The 11932-nt window shown below is 69.3% G+C and carries 10 protein-coding genes; 6 read left to right on the forward strand and 4 right to left on the reverse strand.

Annotated features, from left to right (window positions below; translation table 11 throughout):
• Positions 1 to 30: 30 nt before the first annotated feature.
• From GF068_RS11140 to GF068_RS11150, 3 genes are all read left to right on the forward strand, one after another.
• Positions 31 to 1434 carry a family 2B encapsulin nanocompartment shell protein gene (locus tag GF068_RS11140; protein WP_275939140.1) on the forward strand — a complete coding sequence of 468 codons (1404 nt, stop codon included), beginning with the start codon at positions 31 to 33 and terminating at the stop codon, positions 1432 to 1434.
• Between the two features lie 98 nt (positions 1435 to 1532).
• Positions 1533 to 2933 (forward strand): family 2B encapsulin nanocompartment shell protein, encoded by a 1401-nt coding sequence (locus GF068_RS11145; RefSeq protein ID WP_153819350.1) that lies wholly within the window; start codon positions 1533 to 1535, stop codon positions 2931 to 2933.
• Positions 2934 to 2964: 31 nt separating this feature from the next.
• Entirely contained in the window at positions 2965 to 4659 is a 1695-nt protein-coding gene (locus GF068_RS11150; RefSeq protein ID WP_153819351.1) for a mechanosensitive ion channel family protein, read from the forward strand.
• 3 nt (positions 4660 to 4662) lie between these two features.
• On the opposite strand, the gene GF068_RS11155 is transcribed toward GF068_RS11150, so the two are convergent.
• From GF068_RS11155 to mscL, 3 genes are read right to left on the reverse strand one after another with little or no spacing between them, the layout of a single operon-like run.
• Positions 4663 to 5049 (reverse strand): NFACT RNA binding domain-containing protein, encoded by a 387-nt coding sequence (locus GF068_RS11155; protein WP_206079445.1) that lies wholly within the window; start codon positions 5047 to 5049, stop codon positions 4663 to 4665.
• Positions 5050 to 5080: 31 nt separating this feature from the next.
• Positions 5081 to 6538, reverse strand: coding sequence for a ferritin-like domain-containing protein (locus GF068_RS11160; protein WP_153819352.1), 1458 nt, complete (start codon positions 6536 to 6538; stop codon positions 5081 to 5083).
• 36 nt (positions 6539 to 6574) lie between these two features.
• Positions 6575 to 6976 carry a large conductance mechanosensitive channel protein MscL gene (mscL, locus tag GF068_RS11165; RefSeq protein WP_153819353.1) on the reverse strand — a complete coding sequence of 134 codons (402 nt, stop codon included), beginning with the start codon at positions 6974 to 6976 and terminating at the stop codon, positions 6575 to 6577.
• Between the two features lie 139 nt (positions 6977 to 7115).
• Here mscL and GF068_RS11170 point away from each other — a divergent pair, with 139 nt between their 5' ends.
• From GF068_RS11170 to GF068_RS11180, 3 genes are all read left to right on the forward strand, one after another.
• Positions 7116 to 8357, forward strand: coding sequence for a monooxygenase (locus GF068_RS11170; protein WP_153819354.1), 1242 nt, complete (start codon positions 7116 to 7118; stop codon positions 8355 to 8357).
• A 145-nt stretch (positions 8358 to 8502) separates the two neighbouring features.
• On the forward strand, positions 8503 to 8991 hold the full coding sequence (locus tag GF068_RS11175; RefSeq protein ID WP_170319424.1) for a YtfJ family protein: 489 nt from the start codon (positions 8503 to 8505) through the stop codon (positions 8989 to 8991).
• Positions 8992 to 9037: 46 nt separating this feature from the next.
• Complete coding sequence (locus GF068_RS11180; RefSeq protein ID WP_153819356.1) at positions 9038 to 10678, forward strand: tetratricopeptide repeat protein; 1641 nt, start codon at positions 9038 to 9040, stop codon at positions 10676 to 10678.
• On the opposite strand, the gene GF068_RS11185 is transcribed toward GF068_RS11180, so the two are convergent.
• The gene (locus tag GF068_RS11185; protein ID WP_153819357.1) at positions 10564 to 11922 is read right to left on the reverse strand and encodes a ferritin family protein; all 1359 of its coding nucleotides are present in this window, start codon (positions 11920 to 11922) and stop codon (positions 10564 to 10566) included. The genes GF068_RS11180 and GF068_RS11185 overlap by 115 nt on opposite strands.
• Between the last annotated feature and the right edge of the window lie 10 nt (positions 11923 to 11932).

Raw genomic sequence — 11932 nt, forward strand, 5'->3', positions numbered from 1 at the left:
CCGCCGTCCGCGGAAGAGGAATTCATGTCCATGTCAGCGAAATTGGCCTCGGTGATCGATCAGCAGCAGACGAGCCTCGCGACCGCGGCCGCACGGCAGCTCGCGACGACGACGAAATCGGCCCCGCAGATGCAGGGGATCTCGTCGCGGTGGCTGCTCAAGCTCTTGCCGTGGGTGCACGTCAACGGCGTCTACCGCGTCAACCGCCGCCTGAGCTACGCGGTCGGCGACGGCCGCGTGGAGTTCACGAACACCGGCGCCAAGATCCAGGTCATCCCGCAGGAGCTCTGCGAGCTGCCGCTGCTGCGCGGCTACGAGGACGTCGAGGTCCTGAGCACGCTGGCGAGCCGCTTCGTGCAGCGCGAATACAAGCCCGGCGAGGTCATCACCGAGCGCGGCAAGGAGGCCGATCATATCTGCCTCATCGCGCACGGCAAGATCAACAAGATCGGGACCGGCAAGTACGGTGACGAGACGGTGCTCGAGGTCCTCGCGGACGGCGACCATTACAGCTACGAGGCGCTGCTCGAGACGCAGGACTACTGGTCCTTCACGGCCAAGGCGGTCACCTCGTGCATCGTGCTGACGCTGCAGCAGAACGCGTTCGAGGAGATCGTCGCGCAGTCGCCGTCGCTCCAGAAGCACGTCGAGGGTTTCAAGGCGCGCGCCACGAAGAAGCAGGACAAAACGGGCGAGGCCGCGATCGAGATCGCGGCGGGCCACGCCGGAGAGCACGTCCTGCCGGGCACGTTCGTCGATTACGACACCTCGCCGCGCGAATACGAGCTCAGCGTGGCGCAGACCGTGCTCCAGATCCACACGCGCGTCGCGGATCTCTTCAACGAGCCGATGAACCAGACCGAGCAGCAGCTCCGGCTGACGATCGAGGCGCTGAAGGAGCGACAGGAGCACGAGCTCGTCAACAACCACGACTTCGGCCTCCTGCACAACGCCGCCCTGAAGCAGCGCATCCACACCCGCAGCGGCCCCCCGACGCCGGACGACATGGACGAGCTCCTCTCCACGGTCTGGCGAGAGCCGTCGTTTTTCCTGGCGCATCCGCGCGCCATCGCGGCCTTCGGCCAGGAGTGCAGCCGCCTCGGCATCTATCCGCAGAGCGTCGAGGTCAATGGCAATCACGTCCCGGCGTGGCGCGGCGTGCCGATCTTCCCCTGCAACAAGATCCCGGTCTCCGACACGCGCACGACCTCGATCCTCCTCATGCGCGCCGGAGAGAAGAACCAGGGCGTCATCGGCCTGCACCACGCCGGCATCCCCGACGAGGTCGAGCCCAGCCTCAACGTGCGCTTCATGGGGATCAACGAGAAGGCGATCATCTCCTACCTCGTGAGCCTCTATTACTCCGCGGCCGTCCTCGTCCCCGACGCGCTCGGCGTCCTCGAGAGCGTGGAGATCGGGCGCGCGCACGAGTGAGCCCGAGCGGCGCGGCGCTCCGCGCGGCCCGCGGCGACGCGGGTACGGGCGGAGCGCGCGCGCCTCACCCCGAGGCAGCGCACAAAGAAAGGTACGTCATGGCAAACGCGGACAATCCTGGGATCGTGGGCGAGGCGGAGCGTTCGAGCCTCGGGACGAAGGGGGCACGAAAACTCGCGACGACGAGCAAATCGCCGCCGCAGATGCAGGGGCTCTCTCCCCGGTGGCTCTCGCGGGCCCTGCCCTGGGTCGAGGTCCCGGGCGGCACGTATCGCGTGAACCGCCGCCTGAGTTATGCCGTCGGCGACGGGCGCTTGAGCTTCGGCAACATCGGGGCGAAGGTGCAGGTGATCCCGCAGGAGCTCTGCGAACTGCCGCTCCTGCAGGGCTTCGCGGACGACGCGCTGCTCGAGGCCCTCTCGAGCCGGTTCGTCCAGCGCGAATACAAGCGCGGAGAGATCATCGCCGAGCGCGGAAAGCCGGCGGAGCACATCTTCTTGATCGCGCACGGCAAGGCCAACAAGCTCGGCGCAGGCAAGTATGGCGACGACCTGATCCTGGACGTCCTCGCCGACGGCGACCATTTCGGCGACAGCGCCGTCGTCCAGTCGAACGACACCTGGGGCTTCACGGTCAAGGCCGTCACGCCGTGCACGGTGCTCGCGCTGCCGCAGCAGGTGTTCGAGGACCTGATGCGGCAATCCCCGGCGCTCCAGCGTCACGTCGCCGCGTACGTGGAGCGGCTGAAGAAGCCGCAAGACAAGGTGGGGCAGGCGGCCATCGCGCTCTCCGCGGGTCACAAGGGGGAGGCCGCGCTGCCGGGGACGTTCGTCGATTACGAGACGACGCCCCGCGAATACGAGCTGAGCGTGGCGCAGACCGTCCTCCGGGTCCACACGCGCGTCTCGGACCTCTTCGACGATCCGATGGATCAGCTCGAGGAGCAGCTCCGCCTCACGGTCCACGCCCTGCGCGAGCGACAGGAGCACGAGCTCATCAACAACCTCGATTTCGGCCTCCTGCACAACGCCGATCTCAAGCAGCGCCTCCATACGCGCAGCGGCCCCCCGACCCCCGAGGACATGGACGAGCTGCTCTGCCGGCGCCGCAAGTCGCAGTTTTTCCTGGCGCACCCGCGCACGATCGCCGCATTTCATCGGGCGTGCAATCGCCGCCGGGTGTATCCGAGCACGGTCGAATATCAAGGCGCCAGGGTGACGGCCTGGCGTGGCGTGCCGCTCCTGCCTTGCGACAAGATCCCCATCCACGAGGACGAGACGAGCTCCATCCTCGTCATGCGCACGGGGCAGGAGCACCAGGGCGTCATCGGCCTGCACCGCACGGGCCTGCCCGACGAAATCGAGCCTGGCCTCTCGGTTCGCAAGATGGACACCAACGACAAGGCCATCAGCTCGTACCTCGTCAGCACCTATTTCTCCGCCGCGGTCCTGGTCCCCGACGCCCTCGGCATCCTGGAGAACGTCCAGATCGGGCGATAGCAGGCTGCCGGAGAACGAGGCGAGCGCCACGATGACATTGCCCCACCTCGACCTGCTGCTCCACAATGTCGTCGCCTTGTGCGTCGCGATCGTGGCGCTCTTCCTCCTCTCGGAGCTCGTGGTCACGATCATCCATCGGGGCTACGCCTTCGTCCTTCGCTCACCGACGCTCGAGCACGTCACGGACGACGACCGCAAGGATTTCCGGCGCCGCGTCCGCCGCCGCGCCCTCGTATGGGTGTCGATCTTCGTGCTCCTCCTCATGGGCGGCGCGCTCTTCGCGACCCTTCGAGAGGTCCGGATCCTCGACCTCGTGAAGCGCGCGCTCGGCGAGCTCGCGGGGGACGATCCTTCGGTTCTCAAGGCGCGCCTCGCCGCCACCCTCGGCATTGCCGTCGGGGCGCTTTTCGTCGACACCCTGGCCCGGGGGCTCGCCGGGACACTGGGCCGGGCCGTCGAGCGCTCGGAGTGGCTCGAGAGCCGCCGCGAGGCCCTCTCCGAGGTCACGATACGCCTGCGCAAGGCGCTGCGCGCCATCGTCCTCGGCGCCGCCGCGGTCCTCATCGCCGACAAACTCGAGCTCGCGCCGGGATCCCAGCGCTCCGCGTTGCTCGCCGCCTACGTCCTCGGGGCCTTCTACGTCAGCCGCCTCTTGACGGGCGTCGGATACCTCCTCCTCGACATCCTCTTCGACAACTCGACGCGGCTCACCCGCCTCGAGAGCCCGCTCAAATATCTCGGCGGTCTGAAGCACCTCCTCGGGATCACCAAGCGCGTCCTCGATTATTGCGTGTACCTCTCGGCCGCGACGTGGGTCGCAGAGGCGCTGACGCCCGACACGTGGCTGGCGCAGGCCGGGCGGATCGGGATCCGCGTCATCGCGATCTTTTATGCGAGCCGGGTCCTGGTCGAGCTCTGCGTGCTGCTCATCCACGACCTGTTCCTCGGCAAGACGGCCGAGGGCAATCCCCAGTCGCTCCAGCAGCGCAAGACCCTCGTCCCCGTGGCGATGGGCTTCTTGCGGTACGCGATTTACTTCACCGCCCTCGTGATGGTGCTGCGCGAGGTCTCCATCGATCCGACGCCGCTGCTCGCCGGCGCCGGCGTCATCGGCGTCGCCATCGGATTCGGCGCGCAGACGTTCGTGGGCGACATCGTGGCCGGCTTCTTCATTCTCTTCGAGAACCTCCTGCTCGTCGGTGATCTCGTGGAGATCGGCGGCATCCAGGGGCGCGTGGAGGAGATCGGCGTTCGTATCACGAAGATCCGCGACGAGTCGGGGGTCCTCCACTCCATCCCCAATGGCGAGGTGCGCAAGGTCGCGAACCACTCGAGGACCTACGTCAACGCGGTGATCGACGTGCACGTGCCCTACGAGGAGGACATGCCGCGGGTGCGTGATCTCCTCGGCAGCGTGGTCGAGCGCGAGGTCGAGGCGCTGACCGGCGCCCCTGGGCGCGTGGAGGTCGGCGTCGAGGAGCTGACCGAGGGTTCGGTCGTCCTGCGTGTCATCGCGCGCGTGCCGCCCGGCGAGAGCAAAGACATGGGCGACGCCCTGCGCGGGCGCATCGTGGAGGAGCTCTGCAAAGCCCAGGTGAGCGCGCCGCGCCCGCGTCGCGCCGTCCTGATCGAGAGCAAGCTCCACGTCGGCCGCCCGCCGCGGCTCGAAATCGAGGAGTCCACGCCCGTCGCGCCCTTCTCGCCTTCGAATGGGGACGGCGATTGACGGTCAATCCGTGGCGCCGGCCGGCGCCGCGGGCTTCACCTTGACGGCCTTGTAACGAGAGAGCTCCACGAGCCCTGCGGGCGCGCCGCGGGGCTTCGAGACCTCGGACGCGCGGCAGACGTGCACCTCGACCCTCGGGGCGCCCCGCGCTTTCGAGTACCAGGCGGCCGCGGCGGCGGCGACCTCCACGACCGAGCGGGGGACCTCGACGCGGTCGGGATTACGCACGACGACGTGGCTCCCCGGCGTCCCACCGGCGACGTGCAACCACAAATCGTGTGGCTTGGCCACGTCGAACGTCAGGTAGTCGTTGTCCTCGGCGCCACGACCGATGAGGACCTCGAAGCCCTCCACGGTCACCGTTCGGTACGGTCGTCCCTTGCTTGCCACGCGCGGAGTCTGCCTCGCGCCGCCCCGAACCTCAAGAACAGGCGACGAGCCCGAGCGTTCGAAGGCACGGCCCGACGACGCTGCGGAGCACCTCCCTCCGCCGCGCGCCGAGTGTCCTCGCGCCGAGCACGCCGAATTCCTCGTTTTCCACGGGCCCCTCGGCGGGGTCTTCTCCGTGGATCACGAGCGCCCGCGCGAACGCCCGCTCGGCGGCCTCCCGCGCCTCGGCCCCGAACGCGCCGAGCGCCCATTGCAAGGTTTTCCAGGCGAGCGCCGCGTGCCGCTCCTCGTCGGCCGCGATCTTCGCGAGCGCAGCCCGGAGCCCGTCGTCCCTCACGCCCCGCAGGACCTCCTGCCCCTCGGCCGCGCCGAGCGTCTCGCCCACGCAGCCCTCCATCACCAGCGCCTCGACGAAAGAAATGACGTCGGATTCGAGCCGCGCCGTCGCCTCCGGGAGTTTGTCGGGGCCGATGAAGCGCCCCGCGAGGCGCGAGGCGATGGCATACTCGACCTGCGCGTGTGTGACCTCGTCGAGCGACGCGATTTGCGCCTCGGCGACGAGCTCCGCGGGCGCGCCGAGCGCGAGGAGCTGGAGGGTGAACCGGGAAAAACTCGCGATCGAGGCGTGCTCCATGGCCGCGATGGCCGCGTGATGAGCCGAGATCGCCTCGCGCGCCTCCAGGGAGAGCGCGTCCACCTCGAAATCGAGCGCGGCGCGCCAGTCGGCCCGCGCGCGGGGCTTCGCGGCGCGCGCCTCGCCCGAGATCACGAGGGGACGGCCGATCACGCAGGACATCGACCCGCATTGCCAGGTCGGCTTCTCGCCCTTCTGGCCACGCGCCACGCAGGCTCCGCCGCTGCGGGGCAACTTCTGGCAATCCGCGTCGCTCCTGCAGGTGTCCTCCTTCGTCCGGCAGGCGAGCGTGACCTTCTCGTAGCAACCATTAAAATACGCCGACAAACCGCAGGAATTTTCACTGCAATCGGCGTCCGTGCTGCAGGACGCCTCCGCGCAGACGGAGTGGCGCGCGCGCAGGGCGCCCGTCCCCTTGCACACGCACGCCTGCCCGGCGCCGCACTCGTCGTCGGTCTCGCACGCGTAGGTGCAACCGCAATACGTGCCGATCTGCCCGACGCCGCTCGTGCACTTCCCGTGTGGTTTCTCCGTGCAATCGGCGTCCGTCTTGCAGGAGAGCCTGCTCTCCGTGCCCGCGCAGGCCGGCAGGTCGATCGTCGCGTCACACGTCACGCGGCTCGCGCGGTGGACGTTACCGTTTTTCTCGGCCACCCAGCCCGTGCGCGTGGGATTCGATGGCTCGGGCTCGCCGTCGGGCGAGGGCGCTTCGGCCGTCGCGCTCGAGGACGCCGTGGGGATGGCGACCACCGGCGGGCTCTCGCCCGAGCCGGAGGCGGCGGTGGAAGAGGCGGAGCACCCGGCGGCGCCGAGGGCGGCGAGGAGGGAGATGCGTAAACTGCGGTAACGGTCCACGCGGGAAGCGTACCACAGGCGCGCGCGGCCATGTGGTCAAACGCGAGACGGGGTCTTCTGCACGAGCGCGTCCCGAATCTGCGCGAGCAGGTCGTGATCGGACTCCGCTGGAGGCGCGGGCGGGGGCGCCGCGGGCTTGGGCCGCCGCATCGCATTGAGGCCCTTGACGAGCAGGAAGAGCGCGAAGCCCACGATCAAGAAGTTCACCACCGCGGTCAAGAACTTCCCATACTCGATGACACCATCGCCGAGCCGGAACGTCAGCGCGTCGAAATTGGGTCTGCCGAAGATCGCCGCGATGACGTTCATCAGGATGCCGTTCGTGAACGCCTGGACCACGGCATTGAACGAGGCGCCGAGCACGACGGCGACGGCGAGATCGATCACGTTTCCACGCGAGATGAATTCCTTGAATTCCTTGATGACTGCCGATGCCATAGGAGGCGACCTCCCCTCTCGCGGGCACGTTCTGCACGGGACGTGCCCGAAATGCCGATCCGCCGGGTTCTGGAACGCGGCGTGCAGCGGACGCGCCCGACCATGACAGGTCGCCCCCGAACCGGGAAGGGAGGGCTCGATGACAAGGAAGCTGCGGATCCTGAGTACGATTTCCGTATTCTCGCTCCTCGCGTGCGGCGGCAAGGAGGAGGAGGAGGCGAGCGCGCCGCTTCGAATCCCCACGTATCACGAGGACGTCGCTCCCATCCTCGCCGAGCATTGCGCGAGCTGTCACGTGGAGGGCGGCGTCGCCCCGTTTCCCCTGGTCGAGTACGAGGACGCACAAAGGACCGCGGAGGCGATCCGCATCTCCACGGCGTCCCGCAGCATGCCGCCGTTCGTCCTCGACAACAGCGGTGAATGCAACACGTACGTCGAGGGCCGCTGGCTCTCGGACGCGCAGATCGAGACGCTCGCGGCCTGGGCCCGCGCCGGCGCGCCCGAGGGGACGGCGCCGCGAGGCGGGCCGCCCGCGCCGAAGGCCCTCGCGAATCTCGATCGGGTCGACATGACGATCGACATGGAGGACGCGTATACCCCGGACGCCGCGGCGTTCGACGATTACCGCTGCTTCGTGCTCGACCCCGGGCTCGAGGAGGACGTGTTCGTCACGGGCTTTCACGTTCGCCCGGGCGCGGCCGAGATGCTCCATCACCTGACGCTCTACGCGATCGACACGAAGGAATCGGAGGCAGCGGCGAAGGCGCGTGACGCCGCCGAGCCCGGGCTCGGGTATTCGTGCATCGACGACATCCACGTGCCCGACGCGCGCTGGATCGTCGGCGCGGGCCCCGGGAGCGGGGCGCTGCGATTCCCCGAGGGCACGGGGCTCCGCATGCGCGCGGGGCGGAAGACCCTCCTGCAGATCCATTACAACCAGGAGAATGGGCGCCGCGCCGATCGCACCCGGATCGACCTCATGCTCGCCCGCAGCGTGCCGAACGAGGCCGCCGTGCGGCGCATCGCGGCAACAAACCTCTTCCTGCCGCCGAAGCAGCCGCGGGTCGAAGGGAGCGCGAGCCAGCCCGTGCCCGTGGACGTCACCTTGTGGGGGCTCTGGCCGCACATGCACAAGCTCGGGAGGCAGATGCACGTATCGGCCTCGCGCGCGGGAGAGGAGAAATGCCTGGCGCGGGTGAACGACTGGGATTTCCACTGGCAGGGGTTCGCCCATTACACGAAGCCGATCTCGCTCTCGTGGGGCGACGAGATGCGCATCACGTGCACGTACGACACGCTCTCGCGCGACACGGCCACGACCTGGGGTCAAGGCACGAACGACGAGATGTGCATCGCGTTTTTCTACATGACGGAAAATTGATGTCCGGGGCGCACGCCGGCTCTTCCCGTTCGTGGAGCCCCTTGACAGTCGGCGAAAAACGGGGTTTGTTTGAGCGGCAATGAATTTTGCTCGACGAACTCTGCTTACCTGCGGAATCACCCTCCTCGCTGCGGCGGCCCTCCCGATGGGGTCTGCCCAGGCCGTTCTTTCGGAGCAGGCCGTCGCGCCGAACGCGCGCGTCGAAGACGCCGACGGAAAGGCGGTCGAGATCAAATCGCTGAAGGGGAAGCCGATCGTGATCGTCTACGACGACCGGACGTCGGCGCCGAAGAGCGAGGCGTTCCGGCGGGAGCTCGTCAAGCTCTTGAAAACGGGCCCGTACGCATCGAAGGTGTCGCTCCTCCTCGTCGCCGACGTGAGCCCCTACGATTTCTGGCCCGCGCGCGGCACGGTGAAGGACGCCGTGCGCGAGGAGACGAAGAAGCAGGGGACGACGGTTTATTGCGATTGGACCGGCGGGATGCGCACGGCGTACAAGCTGAAGAACGAAATCACGGGCGTGGTGATGGTCGGCAAGGACGGGCGCGTGGCGTTCGCCAAGGAGGGCGTGCCCCAAGGCGCGGACCAGAAGCGGCTCGTCGAAGCGCTGAAGGCGGCGGTCGAGGGGGGCTAGATCGTCCTTGTCTCGAGCGGGCCTCGTCGCGGTAGAATGCGCCGCGATGGAAACCGCCCGCGCGGCGCCACGGCCCTGGCTGCTCGGCCCCTCTACCGATCTCCTGCTCGGATGCGGGCTCGGGTATGGGCTCGTCGTCCTCGCCCTCGCGGCGAGCGGCGCGCCGATGGGCTCGCTCGATGGGTGGCTGCCGCTCGTCGTGCTCGTGACCGGGATCCCGCATTACGGGGCGACGTTGCTCCGCGTCTACGGGACGGAATCGGCGCGGCGGCGGTATTTTCTCTACGCGTTCCCCCTGGGCTTCCTGGTCTGGGCGGCGTTCGCCGCGTCGTTCGGCGTGCCCAGGCTCGGGACGGCGCTCATCACGCTGTATCTCACCTGGAGCCCCTGGCATTACACGGCCCAGAACTTCGGGCTCGTGATGATGTTCTTGCGCAGGGCGGGGCTCTCGCCCACGCCGGCCCTCCGCAGGCTCGTCCAGGCCTCGTTCGTCCTCTCGTTTTCGCTCGTCTTCTTGAACATCCACGGCTCCGCGTCCGCCGGCGGGGCCGATCCCCTGCAGACATCGAGCGCGATGTATCGATTCGCGCCGCTCGGCATTCCCGCGCGCCTCGCCCTTTGCGCCCTCGCCGTCGTCGGGGTCTCCTACGTGTCGGTGACGATCATCGCGCTCCGGAGGCTCCTCTCGTTTGCCCCTCCGTCGCGGCTCGCGCCCGCGCTCGCGCTCGTCGCGAGCCAGGCCGCGTGGTTCGTGCTGCCCGTGCTGCTCGGGTTCGCTCGGCCAAACCTTTATGGATCGGGCGGCGCCACGGCGCTCGCGTTCATCTGGGTGGCGATCGCGCACAGCGTGCAGTATCTCTGGATCTCGTTCCATTATGCGCGTGCCTCCGGGAACGTGGCACGGACGGCGCCGTCCGGTCTCTGGTATCTCGGAAAAACCGTGCTGGCGGGCGCTGTGATATGGGTCGTCCCCGCCGTCGTGTGCGCGCCCGGCGCGCTCGGGCTCCTGCCCTTCGACGCGGGCCTCGGGCTGCTCGTGGCGGCCGCGGTGAACCTGCACCACTTCATCCTCGACGGGGCGATCTGGAAGCTCCGGGACGGTACGGTCGGCAATGTACTCGTAGGACAAACGAGCGCGGCGCCTTCGGCCTCGCCCGCGGCGAAGGGCCTAGGGGCGTGGGCGGCGTGGGCCGCGCGGGCGGCGCTCGTCGCGGCGGGGCTCGTCTCGGCGGGCGCGTGGGCGGCGAGCGCCTGGGAGAAGGAAATGGGGCTCGATCGCGCGGCCGCGAATGGTGATCTCGCGCGGGTTCGGGTCGCGGCGCAGAGGCTCGCGCTCCTCGGGCGGGACAGCGCGCGCATTCACGTGACGATCGGGCGGCTGCTCGACGCGCGCGGGGAGAAGGCGGCCGCGCACGAGGCCTACGAGGCCGCGCTCGCGCTCGACCCCGAGGACCCGGCGGCGCTCGATCGAATCGCCGAGTCCTGGCTCTCGCGCGGGGAATTCCAGCGAGCGCTCGACGCGCGGTACCGCGCCACGCGCAATGCGCCGGATCGGCCTGCCTTCCGGCGACGTTACGAGGAGCTGCTGGCGCGATTGCAGGCGCCGCCCGAGATGGGCGACACGGAGGAGATCGTGGTCACCGGAGAGACGTCCCCGGCGAGCGCGCCGGGCGAAGGCACGAAGTGACGCAGGAGCGTGCGCGCGGCAGGTTGGACGACATCGGCCATGGCGCGGCGCATGAGGTCGCGCTTCTCCAGGGCGGGGAGGCAGCCGTGCGCCGTGAGTTTGTCCGGGTCCGCGCCGGGCGCGGCGAGGTCCTCGGCCTCGGGGAGCGTGGCCCTCGCGAATGCCGCTTCGAGGGCGCGCGCGACCTCGGCCCCGCCCATTTCGAGCGCCCAGGCGAGCGTGCGCCAGGCGAGCTCCGCGTGCGTGGCCTCGTCCTCCGCGATCGAGACGAGCGCGGCCTTCACCGCGGGATCCGCGGCGCGGAGGGCCTCCTCGCCCGCGACGAGCGCGGCGAGGGTCTCGTTGACGGCGCCCTCGAGGGCCGTGGCGACGGCGATCTCGGCGAGGGTCCTCCGCGGCGCGACCTCGGGCATGGGCAAGACGCCTGGACCCACCGGCGCGCCTGCATAGGCCCCGGCGAGGCCGAAGCAGAGTTTGGCGTGCCGCACCTCGTCCGAGAGCGCCTCTTGCGCGGCCGAGACGAGGGAGGCCGGGGCGCCAGCGCCGAGCAGCTCCAGGACGAACCGCGCGAAGGAGGCGACGGAGGCGTGCTCGTAGAGGCCGGCGCGGGTGAAATGGTCGGCGAGCGCGCGGCGCGTGGCCGTGTCGAGGTCCGCGAGATTGGGTGACTCCGCCAAACCTCGACCGACCTCGCCGGTCCAATCGGCGCGGGCCGAGGGTCTCGCGATACGCGCCTCCCCGTCGACGACGAAGGGGCGGCCTTCGCAGAGCTCGAAGACGATGGCCACGTGGTAGCAGCACTGGGCGCTGATCGAGAGGTCCTGGCAACCCATGCCGGGCACGTCGTAGCAGCAGCTCCCGGAGCCGACGCATTCCTCGGTGCCGTGGACCTGCTTCATCAGCTCGTTCTGGACGTCGGCAAGCGGAGGGCAATCGCCGCCCACGGAGCCAGGGAGGCAGAGGAGGCGATACTCGGCATTCGGGGGAGGCGGATTCGGGCAAGGGAGCGAGCCGCCGGCTCCGCCGACGCCGACGCTGGTGCTGACGGCATTGCCCAGGCCGCCGCCGGTGCCGCTCGCGCCGCCCGAGCCGCCCGAGCCGCCCGCGCCCGCGTCGATGACCACGTTTCCGCCGCACGCGGCCGCCGTGAGCGCCAGGGTCGCGCCCGCGCCGAGGCCCGCGGCCCGCAGAATTCTCGTGAAAAGCGCAAGGGAGAGAGGAGACGGGTTCTGTACGTGGGTCATGGTGTGCCTG

Source organism: Polyangium spumosum (genome assembly GCF_009649845.1).
Taxonomy (GTDB): domain Bacteria; phylum Myxococcota_A; class Polyangia; order Polyangiales; family Polyangiaceae; genus Polyangium; species Polyangium spumosum.

Bases quoted from the DNA above. Each gene is read 5' to 3' on its own strand.
- GF068_RS11185 (WP_153819357.1), bottom strand. From the start codon at position 11,922: ATGACCCACGTACAGAACCCGTCTCCTCTCTCCCTTGCGCTTTTCACG.
- GF068_RS11180 (WP_153819356.1), top strand. From the start codon at position 9,038: ATGGAAACCGCCCGCGCGGCGCCACGGCCCTGGCTGCTCGGCCCCTCT.
- GF068_RS11140 (WP_275939140.1), top strand. From the start codon at position 31: ATGTCAGCGAAATTGGCCTCGGTGATCGATCAGCAGCAGACGAGCCTC.
- GF068_RS11175 (WP_170319424.1), top strand. From the start codon at position 8,503: ATGGGGTCTGCCCAGGCCGTTCTTTCGGAGCAGGCCGTCGCGCCGAAC.
- GF068_RS11150 (WP_153819351.1), top strand. From the start codon at position 2,965: ATGACATTGCCCCACCTCGACCTGCTGCTCCACAATGTCGTCGCCTTG.
- GF068_RS11145 (WP_153819350.1), top strand. From the start codon at position 1,533: ATGGCAAACGCGGACAATCCTGGGATCGTGGGCGAGGCGGAGCGTTCG.
- GF068_RS11170 (WP_153819354.1), top strand. From the start codon at position 7,116: ATGACAAGGAAGCTGCGGATCCTGAGTACGATTTCCGTATTCTCGCTC.
- mscL (WP_153819353.1), bottom strand. From the start codon at position 6,976: ATGGCATCGGCAGTCATCAAGGAATTCAAGGAATTCATCTCGCGTGGA.